Source organism: Acidovorax sp. LjRoot204 (genome assembly GCF_056175785.1).
Map to the genome: position 1 here is coordinate 1 of NZ_JBGFFF010000084.1, position 19,711 is coordinate 19,711.

Annotated in this window: 16 protein-coding genes, 1 tRNA gene and 1 other RNA gene; 3 read left to right on the forward strand and 15 right to left on the reverse strand. The window is 65.6% G+C overall.

All coding sequences use genetic code 11. The features are described from left to right. Positions 1–75: 75 nt before the first annotated feature. Positions 76–1,419 (forward strand): amidohydrolase, encoded by a 1,344-nt coding sequence (locus AC04MI_RS15330; protein ID WP_436078404.1) that lies wholly within the window; start codon positions 76–78, stop codon positions 1,417–1,419. Positions 1,420–1,453: 34 nt separating this feature from the next. Here AC04MI_RS15330 and AC04MI_RS15335 read toward each other — a convergent pair whose 3' ends face one another. The 12 genes from AC04MI_RS15335 to AC04MI_RS15390 all read right to left on the reverse strand — a co-directional run bounded on the left by AC04MI_RS15335 (position 1,454) and on the right by AC04MI_RS15390 (position 13,678). Continuing rightward, entirely contained in the window at positions 1,454–3,172 is a 1,719-nt protein-coding gene (locus AC04MI_RS15335; RefSeq protein ID WP_436078405.1) for an NAD(P)/FAD-dependent oxidoreductase, read from the reverse strand. Positions 3,173–3,361: 189 nt separating this feature from the next. Next, entirely contained in the window at positions 3,362–4,429 is a 1,068-nt protein-coding gene (locus tag AC04MI_RS15340) for a putative bifunctional lysylphosphatidylglycerol flippase/synthetase (protein WP_436078406.1), read from the reverse strand. 17 nt (positions 4,430–4,446) lie between these two features. Beyond that, the gene (clsB, locus tag AC04MI_RS15345; protein WP_146869979.1) at positions 4,447–5,685 is read right to left on the reverse strand and encodes a cardiolipin synthase ClsB; all 1,239 of its coding nucleotides are present in this window, start codon (positions 5,683–5,685) and stop codon (positions 4,447–4,449) included. Then, the gene (locus tag AC04MI_RS15350; protein ID WP_436078407.1) at positions 5,682–6,455 is read right to left on the reverse strand and encodes an endonuclease/exonuclease/phosphatase family protein; all 774 of its coding nucleotides are present in this window, start codon (positions 6,453–6,455) and stop codon (positions 5,682–5,684) included. Before AC04MI_RS15350 ends, clsB begins: the two co-directional genes overlap by 4 nt. Positions 6,456–6,641: 186 nt before the next feature. Then, positions 6,642–7,559 carry a cysteine synthase A gene (cysK, locus tag AC04MI_RS15355; protein WP_056059308.1) on the reverse strand — a complete coding sequence of 306 codons (918 nt, stop codon included), beginning with the start codon at positions 7,557–7,559 and terminating at the stop codon, positions 6,642–6,644. Between the two features lie 125 nt (positions 7,560–7,684). After that, positions 7,685–8,761, reverse strand: coding sequence for an RNA 3'-terminal phosphate cyclase (gene rtcA / locus AC04MI_RS15360; RefSeq protein ID WP_436078408.1), 1,077 nt, complete (start codon positions 8,759–8,761; stop codon positions 7,685–7,687). Beyond that, a complete protein-coding gene (locus tag AC04MI_RS15365; protein ID WP_436078409.1) occupies positions 8,758–9,594 on the reverse strand; it encodes a nucleotidyltransferase domain-containing protein in 837 nt (278 codons plus the stop codon). The genes rtcA and AC04MI_RS15365 overlap by 4 nt, the downstream gene beginning before the upstream one ends. A 148-nt stretch (positions 9,595–9,742) precedes the next feature. Further along, on the reverse strand, positions 9,743–10,342 hold the full coding sequence (locus AC04MI_RS15370; RefSeq protein ID WP_436078410.1) for a hypothetical protein: 600 nt from the start codon (positions 10,340–10,342) through the stop codon (positions 9,743–9,745). Between the two features lie 25 nt (positions 10,343–10,367). Further along, the gene (locus AC04MI_RS15375) at positions 10,368–11,588 is read right to left on the reverse strand and encodes an RtcB family protein (protein WP_436078411.1); all 1,221 of its coding nucleotides are present in this window, start codon (positions 11,586–11,588) and stop codon (positions 10,368–10,370) included. Between the two features lie 21 nt (positions 11,589–11,609). Next, entirely contained in the window at positions 11,610–12,350 is a 741-nt protein-coding gene (locus AC04MI_RS15380) for a hypothetical protein (protein WP_436078412.1), read from the reverse strand. Positions 12,351–12,377: 27 nt separating this feature from the next. Further along, positions 12,378–13,541: a slipin family protein gene (locus AC04MI_RS15385; protein ID WP_476498089.1), complete on the reverse strand. Its 1,164-nt coding sequence runs from the start codon at positions 13,539–13,541 to the stop codon at positions 12,378–12,380. 64 nt (positions 13,542–13,605) lie between these two features. Further along, a tRNA-OTHER gene (locus AC04MI_RS15390) sits at positions 13,606–13,678 on the reverse strand. Between the two features lie 344 nt (positions 13,679–14,022). On the opposite strand from AC04MI_RS15390, the gene rtcR reads away from it, so the two are divergent. Then, complete coding sequence (rtcR, locus tag AC04MI_RS15395) at positions 14,023–15,657, forward strand: RNA repair transcriptional activator RtcR (RefSeq protein ID WP_476498090.1); 1,635 nt, start codon at positions 14,023–14,025, stop codon at positions 15,655–15,657. A gap of 10 nt (positions 15,658–15,667) precedes the next feature. After that, an RNA gene (gene rnpB, locus AC04MI_RS15400) (RNase P RNA component class A) lies at positions 15,668–16,007 on the forward strand. Positions 16,008–16,073: 66 nt separating this feature from the next. Here rnpB and AC04MI_RS15405 read toward each other — a convergent pair. The 3 genes from AC04MI_RS15405 to AC04MI_RS15415 form a co-directional block, all read right to left on the reverse strand. Next, complete coding sequence (locus tag AC04MI_RS15405; protein ID WP_476498091.1) at positions 16,074–17,297, reverse strand: M48 family metallopeptidase; 1,224 nt, start codon at positions 17,295–17,297, stop codon at positions 16,074–16,076. Positions 17,298–17,299: 2 nt separating this feature from the next. Beyond that, positions 17,300–18,565: a YjgN family protein gene (locus AC04MI_RS15410; RefSeq protein WP_056059294.1), complete on the reverse strand. Its 1,266-nt coding sequence runs from the start codon at positions 18,563–18,565 to the stop codon at positions 17,300–17,302. Positions 18,566–18,900: 335 nt separating this feature from the next. Next, positions 18,901–19,695: an rRNA pseudouridine synthase gene (locus AC04MI_RS15415; protein ID WP_476498092.1), complete on the reverse strand. Its 795-nt coding sequence runs from the start codon at positions 19,693–19,695 to the stop codon at positions 18,901–18,903. Positions 19,696–19,711 lie beyond the last annotated feature (16 nt).

The window sequence follows — 19,711 nt, forward strand, 5'->3', positions numbered from 1 at the left end:
GGGTGGGCTCTTAGCATGAACGTGCGTTTTTTGCCGCGTTCCTTTTTGTTTTCACTTCCTGCACGGATCTGTCTCATGCACAAACCCCTCTCTGCCATCTCGCTGGCCACCGGCCTGCTTCTCAGCGGGCTGACGTTCGCACCGTCCGCCCAGGCCCAGGCCCTGGACGCCGCCGGCCTGCAGGCCATCGATGCCGCCGTGACGGCCGTGGCGCCCAAGATGGTCAACTGGCGCCGCGACATCCATGCCCACCCCGAACTCTCGGGCCAGGAAGTGCGCACGGCCAAGCTCGTGGCCGAGCACCTGAAGAAGCTGGGCATGGACGTGCAGACCGGCGTGGGCGGCACCGGCGTGGTGGGCACGCTCAAGGGTGGCCTGCCCGGCAAGGTGGTGGCCCTGCGCGCTGACATGGATGCCCTGCCCGTGCCCGAGAACACCGGCCTGCCGTTTGCGAGCAAGGCCAAGGCCAACTACCTGGGCAAGGAAGTGCCCGTGATGCACGCCTGCGGCCATGACGCCCACACCGCCATGCTGATGGGCGCGGCCGAGGTGCTGGCGGGCATGAAGGCGCAGCTGCCCGGCACGATCAAGTTCATCTTCCAGCCCGCCGAAGAGGGCGCGCCCGTGGAGCCCGACGCCAACGGCAAGGTGCCCAGCTTCGGCGCCAAGGCCATGATCGAAGCCGGTGCGCTCAAGGACGTGCAGGCCATCTATGGGCTGCATATCACCTCCAACCTGCCTGGCGGCGTGGTGGGCTACCGCAGCGGCCCGCTGATGGCCGGGTCGGACAACATCACCATCCATGTGGAAGGGCGTGGCGGCCATGGCTCGTCGCCCTGGGCCACCATCGACCCCATCGTGGCCGCCAGCCAGGTGGTGATGGGCCTGCAGACCGTGGTGAGCCGCCAGCTCAACATCAGCCAGGAACCGGCGGTGGTCACCATCGGCCAGATCCAGGGCGGCACCCGCTACAACATCATCCCCGACAAGGTGGAGATGATGGGCACGCTGCGCACCTTTGACGAAGACATGCGCCAGGAAGCGCTCAAGCGCATCACCACCACGGCCGAGTCGATTGCCGCCGCCAGCGGTGCCAAGGCCAGCGTGCGTTTTGGCCCCGTGGCCTACCCCGTGACCACCAACCCTGCGCCGCTCACGCAGGCCTCGCTGCCCGCGCTGAACCTGGCCATGGGCGGCAAGACCATGGTGATCCCGAAGGTGGCGGGGTCGGAGGACTTCTCGGAGTTCCAGAAGGTCGTGCCGGGCTTCTTCTACTTCCTGGGTGCGCCACCCAAGGGCAAGGATTTTGCCAAGGCCCCGCCCAATCACTCTGCGCTGTTCGACATCGACGAAGACCAGTTGCCCGTGGGCGCCCGCTCGCTGGCGGCGCTGGCCGTGGACTTTTTGCAGCGCAAGTAAGCGGTGCCACGGGCCGGCACCGTCAGGAGGCAGGTCAGCCCGTTGCGCCCAGCAGGCTCCGGGCGACGGCCTCGCCGACCTTGATGCCATCCACGCCGGCGGACAGAATGCCGCCCGCGTAGCTGGCGCCTTCGCCCGCCGGGTACAGACCCGGCGTGTTCAGGCTTTGCAAGTTGTCGCCACGGCCAATCTTGAGCGGCGACGAGGTGCGCGTCTCCACACCCGTCAGCACCGCGTCGTGCATGTCAAAGCCCTTGATCTTGCGGCCGAACACGGGCAGTGCCTCGCGCAGCGCCTCGATGGCGTAGCCGGGCAGGGCGGCGTGCAGGTCGCCCAGGGCCACGCCGGGCTTGTACGAGGGCTCCACGCTGCCCAGCTGGGTCGAAGGCTTGCCCGCAATGAACTCGCCCACCAGTTGGCCCGGTGCGCTGTAGTCGCGCCCGCCCAGCACAAACGCATTCGATTCGAGCTGGCGCTGCAGCACGCTGCCCGACAGGGGGTGGAACTGCCCGGCGGGCAGGGCCTCCACGCCGTAGGTCTGGCCCAGGTGGGTTTCAAACGCCTGCGCGTCCTGCGGGTAGTCGCGGGGGTCGATGCCCACCACCATGCCCGCATTGGCATTGCGCTCGTTGCGCGAATACTGGCTCATGCCGTTGGTCACCACGCGGTGGGGTTCGCTGGTAGCGGCCACCACCGTGCCACCGGGGCACATGCAAAAGCTGTACACCGCGCGGCCGTTGGCAGCGTGGTGCACCAGCTTGTAGTCGGCTGCGCCCAGCAGCGGGTGGCCCGCGTGGCGGCCCCAGCGCGCGCGGTCGATCACGCCCTGCGGGTGCTCGATGCGAAAGCCGATGGAGAACGGCTTGGCCTCCATGGCCACGCCACGCTGGTACAGCATGGCAAAGGTGTCGCGTGAGCTGTGGCCCAGCGCCATCACCACATGGTCGGCGCGCAGCTCGGTGGTCTCGCCCGTGGCCTGGTTGAGCACCTTCAGGCCGCGCAGGTGGCGCGCACCGCCTGTGCCTTCGATGACCACATCCGTCACGCGCTGCTCAAAGCGGATCTCGCCGCCCAGCGCAATGATCTGCTCGCGCAGGTTTTCCACCACCTTCACCAGCTTGAAGGTACCGATGTGCGGGTGGGCGACATACAGGATTTCTTCGGGCGCACCAGCTTTGACGAACTCGTTCATCACCTTGCGGCCCAGGTGGCGCGGGTCCTTGATCTGGCTGTAGAGCTTGCCGTCGCTGAACGTGCCGGCGCCGCCCTCGCCAAACTGCACGTTGCTTTCGGCATGCAGCTCGCGCTTGCGCCACAGGCCCCAGGTGTCCTTGGTTCGCTCGCGCACGGTCTTGCCGCGCTCCAGCACGATGGGCTTGAAGCCCATCTGCGCCAGCACCAGCGCAGCAAAAATGCCGCAGGGGCCAAAGCCCACCACCACCGGGCGCAAGGGCAGCTCGGCAGGCGCCTGGCCCACGGGGTGCCAGGCCATGTCGGGCGTGGGCTGGATGTGCGGGTTGCCAGCACACTTTGCGAGCAGCGCGGCTTCGCGCTCAGGCTGGGCCAGCGTGATGTCCACGATGTAGACCGCCAGCAGGTCGGCCTTGCGCGCGTCAAAGCTGCGCTTGAAGACGTGCAGGTGGGCAATGTCGGCGTCAGCCAGGCCCAGGATTTGGGCGGCAGCGGCGCGCAGGGGCGCCTCGGGGGCTTCGGCCACGGTGAACGGCAGCCGGATTTCGGAGAGTCGGATCATGGTCTTGCGGGCCCGTGTCGATCGGGCGAAAAGCAATGGCGTGGGGCCGGGATGATACGGGGTCCGCGCAGCGGGCGGAACCCCTGTCGGACCGAGTTACCGGGGTATCGGGCGGCAGGGTTATATAAAAATGATAGCAACAAGGCCAATATGCACTAGCGCATCTGGCACTTTTGGCTGAAATTCTGACTACGGAGTGCGCTGCATGCCTTGCGCAGGCCCCTGGCGCCAGCGCAGCTCGGCCACACCCAGCGCCACGGCGGCCAGCACCAACGGCCCAAAGTAGTACAGCGCCCGGTAGGCCAGCAGTGCAGCCAGCACCTGTTCCTGCCCCAATGCGTGGGTGGCCAGCAGCGCTACGCCCACGGCCTCCAGCACACCCAGGCCTGCAGGCACGCGCAGCACCAGCCCGGCCACGGCCCCCAGCAGCACGGTGGCCAGGGCGGCGGGGTAGGGCACCTGGTGTTGCAGCACCGTCCACAGCGCGGCGCCCATCAGCATCCAGTTGGTGGCCGATGCCGCGATTTGCCAAAGTGCCACGGGCCAGTGCGGCAGCGGAAACGCATGGCCGCGCAGCGTGAGCGCGCGGCCCCTGCGCACCGCGCACAGTGCCAGGTAGGCCAGCGGCAGGCCGCCCAGTACCGTACCGCCCAAGTGCCATTGCCAGGGCGCTACCGTCCACCCGGCCACTGCCGGGGGCTGCCACAACCATGACAGCACGCCTGCCAGCATCAGGTAGCCCACCCAGTTGGTCACGATGCTGGTGCCCACCACCTGGCCGATGGTGCCGGGGTCCACGCCGCGCCGGTCGTACAGCCGGTAGCGCACGCCCACGCCGCCAATCAGCGAGCCCAGGTTGAGCGTGAACGGATAGCTCGTCATGGCAATCGCCAGCGTGGTGCCGCGCGTCAGGCGGTGGCCGCTGCAATGGCGCCCCACCCAGTCAAAGCTGCCGTAGGTGAAGTGGCTCAGCAGCGCCAGCGCGCCGCCCAGCGCCAGTGCGGTGGTGGGCAGGTCGCGCAGCGCCTGCAGCACGGCGGGCCAGTCCACCGAGCGTGCCTGCCGAAAGATCAGCCCGGCCACCACCGCAAAGAAGGCGAGGGCGAGCCCCCGGGTGAGCCAGGGCCACCAGGCTTGCTGCGGCCAACGCCGCCAGCCGCTGGTGGTGTTGCGGTTGCTGCTTCTGCGGGATGGCGCCTGCAGGGCGTCGGTGGCGCCGCCCGCCTTGGTGTCCGCGTGCAGCGTGGGAGTGGCCATGGTGGGCGCCTGCCAGTTCAGGTGGCGGGGCTGCCGGCGGGCTCTGCCGCATCCGCCCCTGGGTTGGCGAGCGTGATGTGGGGCTCGTGCCGGGGCAGCCAGCCCGCCCATGCGGGGAACCAGCGCAGCAAGTGGAACACCGCATAGCTGCGCAGCAGGCGCAGGCCGTTCCAGCGGCTGGGGGCTGTGGCTTCCACCTGCTTGCAGCTGTGCTCCATGAGGTGCGACAGGCGGCGGTGCAGATGGGCGTTGAACGCGCGGTCCTGGATGATCACGTTGGCCTCGAGGTTCAGCGACAGGCTCAGCGGGTCAAGGTTGCTGGAGCCCACGGTGGACCAGTCCTCGTCCACCAGCGCCACCTTGCCGTGCAGCGGGCGGTCGCAGTATTCGTACACCCGCACGCCTGCGCGCTGCAGGTGGTCGTACAGCAGGCTGGCTGCCGTCTTCACGATGGGCATGTCGGGCTGGCCTTGCAGGATGATGCGCACATCCACCCCCCGTTTCGCGGCGCGCCGCATCTCGCGGATGAACCGGTAGCCCGGGAAGAAGTAGGCGTTGGCAATCACCACCCGGCTGCGCGCTGCGCGCAGGGCCACGCGGTAGTGGCGCTCGATGTCGTTGGTGTGCTGCTGGTTGTCGCGTGTCACGAACATGGCATGGGCCGTGCCCGCGTGCGGGCGCCCGGTGATGCCTGCGGCCTGGTGGCGCTTGCGGTCCTGGCGGCTGAGCACGGCCTCGCGGGTGAAGTGGTGCATCTGCGCCACGATGGGGCCGCGCACCTGCACGGCATAGTCCTGCTTGGCTTCGGGGCCAAAGTCGGCCACATGGTCGGCCGAGTAGTTGATGCCGCCAATAAACCCCAGGTGCCCGTCCACCACCACGATCTTGCGATGCATGCGGCGCAGCAGGTTCAGCCGCTGGCCCAGGAAACGGCGGCCCGGGTCAAAGATGCGAAAGTGCACGCCGGCCTCCACCAGGCTGCCGACAAACTGGTCCGACAGATCGGGCGAGCCAAAGCCGTCCACCAGCACATGCACCTCCACGCCCCGCCGGGCGGCCGCCAGCAAAGCGGCGTGCAGCTGTTGGCCGATCTTGTCCTCGAACAGGATGAAGGTTTCCAGCATCACCTCGCGCCGTGCTTCGGCAATGGCCTGGAACACGCGGGGAAAGAACTCCTCGCCGTTTTCGAGCAGCTCGAAATGGTTGCCGGGCACCCAGCGGGACGAGCGTGGCGCGCGGAAGGTAGGGCGTTTCATAGCAGGATCTCCGCAGCCAGGGGCGCATGGTCCGAGAGCTTGTCCCAGGGTTTCTTGGGCAGTGCCAGTGGCGAGTGCACGGTCGCGTTGCGCACGTAGATGCGGTCCAGCGCCAGCAGCGGCATCGCCGCCGGAAACGTGCGCACCGCCCGGCCAAACGCCTGCACAAAGACTTCCTGCAATCCCGCCTCGTGCTGTAGCACCCCGTGGGCACGGTGGCGCCAGTCGTTGAAGTCGCCCGCCAGCACCACGGGCTCGTGGGCCGGAAAGCTGTTGACCAGATCGCACACGCGGCGCAGCTGGTGTTGCCGGTGCGACTCCTGCAGGCCCAGGTGCACACACACGGCATGCACCGGCAGGTGGTGCCCGGGAGGCTGCAGCACACAGTGCAGCATGCCGCGCCGTTCGGGCCCGCTCACCGAGATGTCGTGGTTCTCGTAATGCGTGATCGGAAACTTGGACAACAGCGCATTGCCGTGGTCGCCGTTGTCATACACCGCATTGCGGCCGTAGGCGTATTGCGACCAGATGGTGTCGGCCAGAAACTCGTAGTGCGGCACCTGCGGAAAGTTGGCGAACCGGCTGGCGTGCCGGTGGTGCGTGCCCAGCACCTCCTGCAAGAACACCAGGTCGGCCGCCACATCGCGCACGGCCTCGCGCAGCTCGTGCAGCATGAAGCGCCGGTTGAAGGTGGTGAAGCCCTTGTGCACGTTCACGGTGAGCACCTTGAACGCAATAGGCTGGGAGTCTGTCGCGGAGTTCGGGGCCATGGGCAGTTGCAATCGTTGGGAGGGGCTCCGGCGAAATCACCGCAGAGGTGAGCCGGTGCGAACACTGATTGTTCTGGCCTGCGTGCCCCGCCGCTGTAGGACGGCTGGCCGTGGCTTTGTGCTGCGCAGCCCAAAAAAAAGGGCCCCGAAGGGCCCTGGTGTCAGTGCGCTGCGTGCCGGCGGCCATCAGGCCGGCAGGAAACCTTCCACCGACAGGTAGCGCTCGCCCGTGTCGTAGTTGAAGCCCAGCACCTTGGCGCCTGCGGGCAGCTCGGGCAGCTTCTGGGCAATGGCGGCCAAGGTGGCGCCGGACGAGATGCCCACCAGGATGCCCTCTTCGCGCGCAGAGCGGCGGGCGTATTCGCGGGCCGGTTCGGCATCGACCTGGATCACGCCGTCGAGCAGGCTGGTGTCGAGGTTCTTGGGGATGAACCCCGCGCCAATGCCCTGGATGGGGTGGGGCGACGGCGCGCCGCCTGAGATCACCGGCGAGGCCGTGGGCTCCACCGCAAACACCTTGAGTTGGGGGAACTTGGCTTTGAGCACCCGCGCCACGCCCGTGATGTGACCACCCGTGCCCACCCCCGTGATCAGCACATCAATGCCGTCGGGGAAATCTGCCAGGATCTCCTGCGCCGTAGTGCGCACATGGATATCGATGTTGGCGGGGTTCTCGAACTGCTGCGGAATCCACGAGCCAGGCGTCTGGGCCTGCAGCTCTTGCGCGCGGGCGATGGCACCCTTCATGCCTTTTTCGCGCGGGGTCAGGTCGAACTGCGCGCCATAGGCCAGCATCAGGCGGCGGCGTTCGATGCTCATGCTGTCGGGCATCACGAGGACGAGCTTGTAGCCCTTGACGGCCGCCACCAGCGCCAGGCCAATGCCGGTGTTGCCGCTGGTGGGCTCGATGATGGTGCCGCCGGGCTTCAGCGCGCCGGACTTTTCCGCGTCTTCCACCATCGCCAGCGCAATGCGGTCCTTGATGGAGCCGCCGGGGTTGCTGCGCTCCGACTTCACCCACACATTGGCGCCAGGGCCGAACAGGCGGTTGATGCGCACGTGGGGCGTGTTGCCAATGGTCTGAAGAATGTTGTCAACTTTCATGGCGTCTCCTGTGAGGTGTCGGATGGGTCAAAGGGAAGGGGTGTTGTGCGCATTCTGAACCACTTGTTCTACGGCCCTGGTCATATGGATATAGCCAGGGTATGGGTCCATGCCGCGCTGGCCCTTCAGGGCACGGGAGATATCTCAACGTGCATTGCATCCTCTGAGGGGGTGATATGAACCTGAACCGGCAAGCCTAGCGAGATGGTCTGCGCATTGGTAACCGTGTGCTGCGTTACCTTGGTGCAGGTGTAGCGCGCGGCCTGCCCACTGCGCCACACAGACAGGGCCAGCGGCAGCATCCACTGGTCCGCCAGGTGCGGGCCCAGCGCGCCGGTGCTGCGCTGGTAGGCGCGCACTTCGTCCACCAGCCGCTTGGCCACCTGCTCGGCCGACAGGCTGCGCTCGCCCAACTGGCAAAACACCTCGGTCACCTGCGCATACTCCAGCGTGGCGATCAGCGCATTGCCCGGGCCCTCGTTCTGGCGTGTGGATGGCTGGCGCAGTTGGCCGGCCTCGAACGTCCAACCCATGCGCTGGCCCAGCGCTTCCAGCTCCCGCGTCGCTATGTGGCGCGCCAGGCCGGGTGCCAGTGCCTCGCCCCAGCCGTTTTGCAGCGGGCCGCGCTCCAGCACATCCACCGGCGCCAGCGGCTGCGTGGTGGCGGTGGCGGGCACGATGTGCGCCACCAGCTCGCCGCCCCCGGCGGGGTAGAAGCCCCGCCGCTGCAGTTGCAGCTCCAGCCCCACACCCAGCCGCCGCACCAGCGGCGCAAAGGCGCGTTCCAGAAAATCAAACGGCGGCGCCATCGGGTTGTGCGTGCCACCCGCCAGCTCGACCTTGCTCGGGCCATCGGCCAGCATCAGCGCGGGCAGCACCGTCTGCAGCACCAGCAGGCAACTGCCTGCGGTGGCAATCTGAAAACGGTAGTCGCCCGCACGCACCACGCCGGGTGTGAACACCAGCGTTTGCGAATTCAGCGCCGCGCCTTCGGCCTGCCCGCCGCACACGGCCACCGCCGCTTGCACGCAGGCCAGGTGCTGGCGCATCAGCCCCGGCTTGGGCCGCCCCGCACGGATGCGCGTGATGTGCAGTGGGCGGCCGGTGACCATGGACAGTGCCAGGCCGGTGCGCAGGATCTGGCCGCCGCCTTCGCCGGTGGAGCCGTCGAGGGTGAGGGGCGTCACAGCGAGTTCCGTCATGGCGATACCTGCGCTGCACCCTCGGGGCGCTTGCTGAACTGCAGCACGGTGTCATGCAGCAAGGCGTCCAGCGCGGCGTGCCCAGGCACGGGCAGCGGCTGCACGGGCTCCGCCGCATTGCGGGCCAGCTCGGCCTCGATGAACGCATGGATGCCGGACCAGCGGGGGCTGGTGGCCGCTTCGCCAGCGCGCATCTTCACCTCCAGCAGTGCGTTGATCTCATCGACCAGCGCCGCATCCTGCACGGGGTGCAGCGTGTGCTGGGCCAGTTCGGCAAAGCGCATGGGTGGCACGCCGGGTTGTGTGCGTATCCACCGCGCGGCAAGCAGGGGGCGCAACACGTACAGGTACTTCTTGTAGCGCACCTCGTCGGCCTGCAGGTGCTCTCGAAAGTTCTTCTTGGCCATGGATGCGTAGTGGTGCCAGCCCTTGGCGTTGGAGAACACTTGCGCTGCCAGCGTGCGGAACTGCGCCATGGTGTCTGCCTCTTCGCGGTAGACGATGGGTGAGCCCAGCCATTCGAGCAGCGTGGGGTTGGACTCGCGCAGCAGGCCCAGGGCCTTGCGAAGGTCCCAGCCGTTCACGTCCAAGTCCCCGCTGATCGGCAGCTCGATTACGTCGCGGCCTGGCGCTACGGTCAGGTACCAGGGCAGGCGGTTCACGTAGATGAAGCGCACGTCGTAGTCGCTGTCGGGCGAGGCAAAGCCCCAGCCCCGGCTGCCGGATTCGCAGGCAAAGAGCACCGTCACGTCGTGTGTGGCTTCGATGTCGCGCAGGGCCTGCAGCACCTGCGTGCGCATGTGGGGCTCCACCGGGTGGGCGGAGCGCAGCATTTCTTTTTGTTCTGTTGTATGCATAAAAATGGGTTGTAGCGCCTGCTTGATAAGCGCTAGCAGCTATCAAAAATATTGTTCTTGCTGTGGCGAAGGATATTTCCATGCCGCAGATACGGTATTCGTCTCTCCGTTGGGCCGCCTCGGGCTACGCGCTTGTCGATGTGGTCGTAAGAGTAGAAAGAGCACTATCAAGCGTTTTGAGATGCTCCTGCAAGAGTGATGAGGCATGCTCTGCTTCATCGCTCCACCACCAAGGGAAGGATGGACTTGCACTCAGCGCATTGACTGTTGCCGATGCGGCCTGAGTTACAGCCACCACGTGCTGCTTAAAAACCACATGACGATTCGCCTGAAAGTGGACAAGGCTGTTTCGTAGCTGGTTCAACTCAATCATCCAACGATCCATATCTCCGCTTAGAGACGACGTGATACGAGCATCCCGCTTCATTTGCGCAGTCTCTTTGACGTCCGCATAAAGCTCCATAAAAAAGTTCAAACGCACGACTGGATAGCCTTGAAATGACGCGGATTGAGCCTGCTGTTGCTCATACGCGTTCTGCCATGCCTGCGCATCCTTTTTGCGCCACGAGGTCATTCCGTCGCCCTGATTTAGGTAGCAAGTCATGGCGGCTTGTGCTGCGGAGTGAGCTGCGACAACAAGCCACTTGGGAGAGCAAACTCCCTTTTCTAGACGCTTTGCTTGTTCTGCCGCTTGAGCAGTAGAGTCGATTACGTCGTCCAGCATGCTTAGTTCGTAGCAGTTCATCTCTTTACCCCTTTACACACACCACCTGCTTTAGCGTGTACACCACCTCCACCAGGTCTTCCTGCGCCGCCATCACCGCGTCGATGTTCTTGTACGCCATCGGAATCTCGTCAATGACATCCGCATCCTTTCGGCATTCCACGCCTTCGGTCGCCTTGATCTGGTCTTCCACGCTGAACAGCTTCTTGGCCTTGGTGCGGCTCATGGTGCGGCCTGCGCCGTGGCTGCAGCTGTTGAAGCTCTCAGGGTTGCCTTTTCCGCGCACGATGAAGCTCTTGGCCCCCATGCTCCCAGGGATGATCCCCAGCTTGCCTTGCTCGGCACTCACCGCGCCCTTGCGGGTCACGAACACGTCTTGCCCGAAGTGCGTTTCGCGCTGCACGTAGTTGTGGTGGCAGTTCACCGCCTCAATGTGCGTCTCGAATGGCTTGGTGATGACTTTTCGCAGCGCTGCAATCACGCGGCCCATCATCACCTCGCGGTTGGCGGCGGCGAATTTCTGCGCCCACCCCACGGCCTTCACGTAGTCGCCGAAGTACTGCGCGCCTTCTTCGAAGTACGCCAGGTCCTTGTCCGGCAGGTTGCGCTGGTTCATCTCGGCGTCCTTCTTGGCCAGCTCGATGAAGTGGGTGCCGATGGCGTTCCCCACCCCGCGCGAGCCCGAGTGCAGCATCACCCACACGCTCTGGTGTTCGTCCAGGCAGATCTCGATGAAGTGGTTACCCGTTCCCAGCGTTCCCAGGTGCTTGTAGTTGTTGGTGTTCTTGATGCGCGGATGCGCCTCACAAATCTCCTCGAACTCATCCACCAGCCCCGCCCAGGCGCGGTCGGTTTCAGCGGGCGGGGTATCCCAGCTTCCCTTGTCGCGGCCAAAGCGCTTGGGCGTCATGCCTACCGGAACGGCGCGCTCGATGGCGGCGCGCACGCCTGACAGGTTGTCGGGCAGGTCGCTGGCCGTGAGCGTGGTCTTGCACGCCATCATTCCGCATCCCAGGTCCACCCCCACCGCTGCGGGGATGATGGCCTTGAGGGTGGGAACCACCGAGCCGATGGTCGCGCCGATTCCCAGGTGCACGTCGGGCATCACCGCCACGTGCTTGAACACGATGGGCAGGCGGGCAATGTTGCGCAGCTGGGCCTTGGCGTCGTCTTCCACGGGCACGCCGTTCGTCCACATCTTCACGGGAACGCCGCCCGGGACTTCGAGTTGTTCATAGTTGCTCATACATTCTTTCGTCTTTGTCGTTCATTGAACCATTCCGCGTGCCGCAGCCTGCGCGTAGTTCTTGAGTTCGTCGTCGTTCTTCACATTGCGTGTGAAGGTATCCATGTGCGCCTTCAGTTCCTTGGGTCGGTTCAGGCGTGACCCTTCGTGCCCGATCCCGTGCAGTGCCGACACCTGCGCTTCGCGCCAAGGCATCGCCAGCATTTCGCAGAACACCTGCCACATCGCGTCGCGCCATTCCGGAATGTCCTTGGCGTTCCAGAACGTGGGCCACACGTCAAACCACATGTAGCTCACGAAGTAGAGTCGGCCGCTTCGGCTCCCGATGGGGCTGGGCCCGATGTCCAGGCGCGGACCAAGACACTCACGCCACAAGCTGGGCAGCGCCCGCACCATGCGCATCGCTTCGGTCAGCGGCACGGAAGGGTCGTTGACCATGTGCGGGATATCTCCGGCGTTGTTGCTCATCACGTGGTTCAGCCCAATGCCGACCTGATCGTCGCTGTAGGGCGCCAGGTCGGTTCCTGCGTTGGTGAACAACACGGTCTGGATGTGCGTCCATTGCAGCGGCGTGGCTTCGAACGCGGGCTCTTCGATGTCCCAGTACCACTCCTGACCGCTCTTGTCGGGTACGGGGCGGTCGAACAGGTAACTCAGGGCCGCGTTGTAGACCACTGGGTCGAGGCCAATGGATTCGCAGGTGACCGCAGCGTTGTCCCGCCGCTGGCGCTTTTCGCGGGGCGTCAGTTTTTTGTTCTTCATCGCATTCCTCCTCGCGCTTTGCTCACTTCAGCGCATCTTCACCAATCCATTCAACACCTGGTCCAGGCCACCAAACACCGAGATCTTGTCGATGCGTTCAGCCACGCGTTCCAGCGTCTCCAGCTCCTTCATGCGCAGGGCGATAGGGTTGTCATCCATCACCTTGGCCGTGTTGAGCAGCGAGCGCGTGGCGGCGGTTTCCTCGCGGCGGCGGATCACGTTGGCCTCGGCCTGCTTCTGCGCCTGCACCACCTGAGTCAGGATGGTTTTCATCTCGCCTGGCAGCATGATGTCCTTCACGCCCACGCTTTCCAGCTGCATGCCATAGGGCAGCAGCTTGGCGGCCATGTGTGCGCTCACCACGTCGTCGATCACCGTCTTGTTCTCCAGCAGCTCATCGAGCGTGCGGGTGCCCACGGCGGCGCGCAGCGCAAACTGCAGCTCGCGGTACAGGTGGTCGGCAGGCTTTTGCAACTGGGCAAAGGCGCGCAGCACATCGGTGTAGCGGTAGGTGGCGCACAGGTTCAGACGCAGGCTTACCTTGTCGCGGGTCATGATGTCCTGGCCCGATACCTCCACGGCTTGCAGGCGCAAATCCACCATCTCCACGGCCACAGTGCGGCCGTACTTCCAGAAGGCGTAGGTGCCAGCCGTGAGCAGGCGCTCCACCTTGCCGTCCACCGTCAACAGCGCGCACTGGCCCTCGGGCACCTGCGCCTGCAGCACAGCGGCCAATCCGGTCACGCTGCGCTGGCGCAGCTGGGTCTGCGTCAATCGCGCCACCAGTGCGGTGGGTAACTCGGCGCCCGCTTGCAGGTCCACCACTTGCACGCTCACCTCCACCAAACCTTTCCAATAAAGGCGGCGGGTGCCGGGCGGCAGGATCTCGACCAGCACGCCGTTTTCGCTGCGCAGGCCCACTTCGGTTTCCGACAGGTTGACCTGCACAAACTCGGCGGCCACCGTCGCGGGCTCTTGCGCCATCAGGTACTCGGCCAGGCCGTGGGTGAAGGCGGGTTGTTCCCGGGGTGCCAGGGGGGGGCAGCCTGGGCCGTGCAGTGCGCCGTGGTGGCTGCCCCCATCCCCAGCGGGAATGGCGGCAGCGCGGCTGGCTGCGGGCGCGGGCTGTGCCGGGTGCTGGCACAAACCGCCACCGGCTGACGGGGTGAATTCCTTGCGGTCGCTGCGCAACCTCGGGGCCTCTCCCAGCGTTCGGCGGGTGGTCTTTCGACCGGTACTTCCAATCAAGGTCTTGCGACCGTGGGCAGGAATCGAACCTGCGACAACCGCCTTTCGGCGGGGCTCTACCAGACTGAGCTACCAGTGGTGGCACGCCTGGAGTCGAACCAGACACTTCCTTTCGGAGTGGTCACCACGACCGTGCCGCTACCCAGCGTTGGCGATGTGCGGCATGCAGAACATCAACAGAACCCGAAGGCCCCGGACGCCCGGCACCGGTGGGGCGAACATTTGTCCTAACCCCAGCCTGTGAGCGGTCACCGCTTGCGCTGGATGCTTCTTCTATTGCCAGATGTGTGCCAGCTTGTGGTGAGTGGTATTCAACTTGCGCAAGCTGTTGATTTGTATGGTGATATTTTTGTTTTACGAAATTGGTGTGGTATGCGCTTATCGGAATAACTAGAATGAAAGCTAGTTAAATAGATAAAATTAAATGCGCAAAAACAAGGTGGTCATAGGGTTCCTCGGCACCCAGCTCGACTCCGGCCGGGGCGCCGGGCGGTGGGAGAAGTGGCGCCCCACCGTATCGCTGGTGCAGCATGAGGACGTGGTGATCGAGCGGCTGGAGCTGCTCTACACACCACCGCACCGCGAGCTGGCCCACCAGGTGCGCACGGACATGGCGACTGCCTCGCCCGAGACCACGGTGAACCTGGTGCCGCTGCCCATTGCCGACCCGTGGGACTTTGGCGAGGTCTATGCCCAGCTGTACGACTGGACGCAGGCCTACCGCTTTGACACCGAGCGCGAGGAGTACTGGACGCACATCACCACCGGCACGCACGTCGCGCAGATCTGCCTGTTCCTGCTGGTGGAGTCGCGCCGCATTCCGGGTGTGCTGGTGCAGACCTCTCCGCCCAAGCGCCAGCAGATGGGCAACCCTGGCAGCTACACGCTGATCGACCTGGACCTCTCGCGCTACGACGTGATCGCGCAGCGCTTCGGCGCGGAGCAGCAGGATGCGGTGCAGTTCCTAAAAAGCGGCATTGCCACGCGCAATGCGCGCTTCAACGCGCTGATCGACGAAGTGGAGCGCGTGGCGGTGCGCTCGCGTGCGCCCATTCTGTTCACCGGGCCCACGGGTGCGGGCAAGTCGCACCTGGCGCGGCGCATGTTCGAGCTGAAAAAGTCGCGCCACCAGGTGGAGGGCGAATTTGTGGAGGTGAACTGCGCCACGCTGCATGGCGACGGTGCGGCGTCCACGCTGTTCGGCCACAAGAAAGGTGCGTTCACCGGCGCTGCGGCCGACCGTGCGGGTTTGCTGCGCACGGCGCACAAGGGTGTGTTGTTCCTCGACGAGATTGGTGAGCTGGGCCCGGACGAGCAGGCCATGCTGCTCAAGGCCGTGGAGGAAAAACGCTTCTACCCCCTGGGCAGCGACCGCGAGGTGGAGAGCGACTTTCAACTGGTGGCTGGCACCAACCGTGACCTGCGCACCGAGGTGGCGGCAGGGCGCTTTCGCGAGGACCTGTTTGCGCGTATCAACCTCTGGAGCTATGTGCTGCCGGGCCTGGCCCAGCGACCCGAAGACATCGAGCCCAACGTGGAGCACCTGCTGGTGCGTGCGGGCACGGAACTGGGACGCAGCGTGCGCTTTTCCAACGAAGCACGCGCCGCCTACCTGCGCTATGCCCAGTCGCCCGAAGCGTTGTGGACCGGCAATTTCCGCGACCTCTCGGCCAGCGTCACACGCCTGGCCACGCTGGCCGACAGCGGTCGCATCGGCCTGCCCCTGGTCGAGGCCGAGATCGCCCGCCTGCGCTGGCTGTGGCAGCCCGCCAGCGATGCGCGCAACGGGCTGGCATCTGCAACAGGGACGGTGGGACGCGACGAACTCGCGGCCCTGCTGGGCGACGAGGGGGTGGAATCCATGGACCTCTTCGACCAGCTCCAACTGGCGGCGGTGCTGCAGGTCTGCCGCCAATCGCGCACTTTGTCGGACGCGGGGCGCCTGCTGTTCCAGGCCTCGCGCACGCAGCGCACGGTGGTCAATGACGCGGACCGGCTGCGCAAGTATCTTGTGCGCTTTGGTCTGGACTGGGATCGCGTCGCGGCCGCTGGGCGATAATCCCACCCGTGAAGCACGCCAGACCGCCGCTGGTGCAATCTGGGAAACCAGGCACTGGAGGAACGTCCGGACTGCACAGGACAGCGTAGCAGCTAACGGCTGCCCACCGTGAGGTGAGGATCAGAGCAACAGAGACGAGTCCCGGGGGAGTGCCGCAAGGCAAACCACCGGGGGTGAAACGGGCAATCTCTACGCGCAGCAATACCAAGTAGGCCAACGTTGATGTGGTTCCGCAGAGTTGGCGGGTAGGTAGCACCGAGCCGTGGTGGCGACACCCGGCCCAGATTAATGGCGGTCACACTGCGGGCAACCGTGGTGCACAGAATCCGGCTTATCGGCGCGCTTCACACTTTATTTTCGCCCCGACTCGCCAAGGGTCGTGTCGTGAGCACGCCGCCCCTGTGGCGCGGCTGTGTTCAGTTTTTTGCGCAATGGGGTGCTTGCCCCCGCTCCAGCTCTGTCGCACGCTCCACCGTGTCGGGGTGGCTGCTCAGCAGCGACCAGACAGGGTGCGAGCCGATCTCCTGAGCCACCTTGCGCTGGCGCGCTGCATCGGGTGTGCTGGCCCCGGAGGAGGGCGCCGATGCCGAGGTGGTCGGGCCCTTGCCCTGGTCTTTTTTCTGGGCCTCTTCGTTGTCCTCATCGCGCGCAATCGCCAGCAGCAGCTGGCCCATGGGCGCTGTGGGCAGTGCGGCGTGGCGCATGACGGCGATGGCGTAGCAGTCGGCCTCGCGCTCATGGCTGCGGCTGTAGGCCAGGCCGGTCAGCAAGGATGCACCCGTAGAAACGATGCCGGACACATCGCCCAGTGCCAGCCCCAGGCCCATGTTGAGCACGCCCTGCTGCACCACCATGCGCGTGGTGTGGCGCTGCACCACGTGGCCGACCTCGTGGGCCAGCACGCCCACCAAGGCGTTGTCGTCCAGGCCCTTGTCGGCCGCTGCCTTCACGATGCCGTCGGTCATCACGATCTTGCCGCCGGGCAGCGCAAAGGCATTGGCACCCATGCCGGATCGGAACTCCAGGGACAAAGGCGGCCGGTAGCCGGAGTAACGCTGCAGGCCAGGGGGTGTTTGCTGCACCAGGGCATCAAAACGCGCCTTGAGCTGGTCTTGTCGCTCCTTGGTCAGCTTGCTGGGCTTCAGGGTGCCGTTGTCCATCTGCTGGAGCACGTTCTCGGCCACGCTGATCTCCCAGCTGATGGGCACAAACCGCGTGAGCTGCGTGGCCGCCCAGGGTGTGCCGTAGCGGTAGAACAGCGTGAGGCCAATGACGGCGGCGGCCGTCACGCCCAGCAGCACGGGCCAGCGGGTCTGCATGCGTTGTGCGATGCCGGGGCGCTCGCCCGCTGCTGCCAGGGCAGCGCGCCACTCGGCCACGGCGTCGATCTCGACGCTGCCGTGGTCGCGCAGATCCACCACCACGCGGGGCTGGGGTTTGCGCTCGTTCCAGGCCTCGGGCCAGCCCACCTGTTTCCAGGCAAAGACCACAGGCTCGGGCCCGGGCTGCGAGAGCGGGTGCAGCACCAAGGAGGGGCCTTGCGGCGTGGGCCGCAGGCTCACCACCACGGGCCGGGCCTTGCTGCTCTGGCCATCGAACCAGCGCCCGGGGACGAGGGCTGGGTGCGCAGATGCTGACATGTTCAACCGATAAGGTCGAGGCCAGCCGCATCCGCCAGGGCATCGCCCAGGCCCCCCTGCTGCTGGCGCACCATGGCACCGGTCACCTGCTCCACGCCGCCCTTGACGTGCAGGGTGACGGACTCGCACTTCATGCGGTATTCGCTGACCCGCGCAAACGGGCGGTACAGCCCCAACGTCAGAAGGGTAAGCAGCATGTTCTTGATGCGCAGCCACACGTAGCGGCCGCTCTTGAGGTGGCACTTGAAGCGGGCCACGTGGCTCACGCCGATGTTGTTCCACATCAGCTGGAACATGCGTGCCTCGCGGTATGCGCGGGCCGGTGCCGACGCCAGGATCAGCATAAAGATGCCCGCGATGATGGACACGATGATCACCACAAACATCCACAGGCCCAGGCGATCGCTCTGGCTGGCCACCAGGGCGATGGAGCTGCCTGCGAGGATGCCGATCAGCGCCGAGAACCCCACCACGCACAGGATGAACACAGCCACGGTGGCCATCCACACCTTGACGAAGTCCATGTACACCGGCTTCCAGCGGCCTCGCTCGGCACCCACCTGGGCCTTGAGCACCAAGAGGCTCTTGAAGTTGTATTCGGTGCGGATCACGCACAGCACCGACAGCACCAGGCCCAGCAGTACCAAGCCGCCCATGGCGGGCGTGAAGCGGGGCATGGGTTGTTTCTTGCCCTCTTCTTCGATGGCCTCCAGCGCCTGGGCCAGGTCGGGCGACAGCAGCTGCAGACCATAAAACACGCCAAACCACACCAGCGCCAGCGCAAACACAGGCCAGCTGGCGATGTAGACCTCTTTCCAGCTGGCAGTGAACTGCAGTCGCAGCCCGCGCCACCGCGTGGCCCCCAGGCGAAACCGCATGGCGCTGGCCCAGATGAAGGGCGCCAGCGCCGCGCCCGCCAGCAGGAACAGGCCCACCGCCGTGTCCTGCCCGGTGTTGGCGGCCAGGTTGTAGGCAATGGTCAGCAGCATCAGCAGCACAAAGCCCATCACCATCTTGCGCTGCTGCGCGGTGAATTCGAGGGGGCTGCCGGCCACCAGCGTGTGGCTGTAGAAATACTGGGCGGTGCGGCGGCGCGCCCAGGGGGTGTAGATGCCCAGCGTGACGATGGACAGCAGCACGTTGACGATCCAGACCCGGAAATACTCGCCTCCGCTGCCCGTGAACTCGAGCGGGTGGGCATCGATGTTCATCGGCATGAAGGTGGACATCGGCCCCGCAGCGCCGCCAGACGATTGGTTTGTGTTCATGAACTCCCTCCAGAGTGCTGCGCAGTGTAGCAGCGGTGCGGATCGAAGGAATTCAAATGAAAAAGGCTTGAAGCGCTTGTTGTAAAAGCGCTGGTAGCTATGTTTTCAGGAGCATATGTGCTTGACTTGTCCGGTGCGCATCGGCAGGGTGCGGCTGGGCCCGCAAGCCCTTAGGGCAACGCTGAACAAGTCCCTCGCGCACCGCGCACCCCTGCTTTGGGCGGTCTGCCGCGTTGCAAATCCTCGCGATAGCTACGGCTATCGCTGTGGTTTGCGCCTTGCATCCCATCCCAAATCAGGGCGCGCGCCACTGCGAGGACTTATTCAGCGTTGCCTTAGAACTTTTCCCAAGGCTGCAGGTAGCGCCACTGCCCCTCGGGCACCTTGGCCAGCGGCACGCGGCCGATGCGGATGCGCTTCATGCCCACCACCGTCAGGCCCACCGCTTCGCACATGGCCGGGATCTGGCCGGGGCGGATGCCCTTGAGCGCAAAGCGCAGCTTGGTTTCGTTCTGCCAGCTCACCTTGATGGGGGGCAGGGGGCGGCCATTGAACGTGAGGCCATGGCACAGGCGCTGCAGGCCATTGGGCGCGATGTCGCCCTTGACCTCGACGATGCACTCCTGCTCCAGCGACTCGATGTCTTCGGCCAGCTTGCGCGCGATGCGCTTGTCTTGCGTGTACACCACGAGGCCGCTGGCCTCGGTGGGCAGCGGGGTGAAGCATTCGAGCTGCTTGAAGTGGCGCTGCAGCACGCGGATGCCCGATGCGTCTTCCGGCAGGTGGGACGCCGCGCTGAGCAGCGTGAGCGCCTGTTGCGCACCCTGACTGCGGCTGGCGTGGGCCGCCTGCCCGGTGGGGGCGCCCGGCAGGCCCAGGCCGGCTTCAAACCCTGCGGGCTTGTGCAGCAGCAAGGTCACTGGGGTCAGCTCCAGCAGGCTGGCATCGGGTGCGACCGTCACGGTTTGATCGGGGCGCACGCGCGCGCCGGGGGCTTCCTCGATCTGGCCGTCCACGCTCACAAAGCCGCCCTCGATGAATTGCTCGGCCGTGCTGCGCGAGCAGCTCAGCTGTTCGGCCACGCGTTTGGCCAGGCGGATGTGGGTGGAGTCAGGGTTCTTGTCGGTCATTGAATGAAGGCGGTCT

What these genes read in the sequence shown, in the direction of transcription:
- AC04MI_RS15330 (WP_436078404.1), top strand. Translation starts at nt 76, where the DNA reads ATGCACAAACCCCTCTCTGCCATCTCGCTGGCCACCGGCCTGCTTCTC.
- AC04MI_RS15335 (WP_436078405.1), bottom strand. Translation starts at nt 3,172, where the DNA reads ATGATCCGACTCTCCGAAATCCGGCTGCCGTTCACCGTGGCCGAAGCC.
- AC04MI_RS15340 (WP_436078406.1), bottom strand. Translation starts at nt 4,429, where the DNA reads ATGGCCACTCCCACGCTGCACGCGGACACCAAGGCGGGCGGCGCCACC.
- clsB (WP_146869979.1), bottom strand. Translation starts at nt 5,685, where the DNA reads ATGAAACGCCCTACCTTCCGCGCGCCACGCTCGTCCCGCTGGGTGCCC.
- AC04MI_RS15350 (WP_436078407.1), bottom strand. Translation starts at nt 6,455, where the DNA reads ATGGCCCCGAACTCCGCGACAGACTCCCAGCCTATTGCGTTCAAGGTG.
- cysK (WP_056059308.1), bottom strand. Translation starts at nt 7,559, where the DNA reads ATGAAAGTTGACAACATTCTTCAGACCATTGGCAACACGCCCCACGTG.
- rtcA (WP_436078408.1), bottom strand. Translation starts at nt 8,761, where the DNA reads ATGACGGAACTCGCTGTGACGCCCCTCACCCTCGACGGCTCCACCGGC.
- AC04MI_RS15365 (WP_436078409.1), bottom strand. Translation starts at nt 9,594, where the DNA reads ATGCTGCGCTCCGCCCACCCGGTGGAGCCCCACATGCGCACGCAGGTG.
- AC04MI_RS15370 (WP_436078410.1), bottom strand. Translation starts at nt 10,342, where the DNA reads ATGCTGGACGACGTAATCGACTCTACTGCTCAAGCGGCAGAACAAGCA.
- AC04MI_RS15375 (WP_436078411.1), bottom strand. Translation starts at nt 11,588, where the DNA reads ATGAGCAACTATGAACAACTCGAAGTCCCGGGCGGCGTTCCCGTGAAG.
- AC04MI_RS15380 (WP_436078412.1), bottom strand. Translation starts at nt 12,350, where the DNA reads ATGAAGAACAAAAAACTGACGCCCCGCGAAAAGCGCCAGCGGCGGGAC.
- rtcR (WP_476498090.1), top strand. Translation starts at nt 14,023, where the DNA reads ATGCGCAAAAACAAGGTGGTCATAGGGTTCCTCGGCACCCAGCTCGAC.
- AC04MI_RS15405 (WP_476498091.1), bottom strand. Translation starts at nt 17,297, where the DNA reads ATGTCAGCATCTGCGCACCCAGCCCTCGTCCCCGGGCGCTGGTTCGAT.
- AC04MI_RS15410 (WP_056059294.1), bottom strand. Translation starts at nt 18,565, where the DNA reads ATGAACACAAACCAATCGTCTGGCGGCGCTGCGGGGCCGATGTCCACC.
- AC04MI_RS15415 (WP_476498092.1), bottom strand. Translation starts at nt 19,695, where the DNA reads ATGACCGACAAGAACCCTGACTCCACCCACATCCGCCTGGCCAAACGC.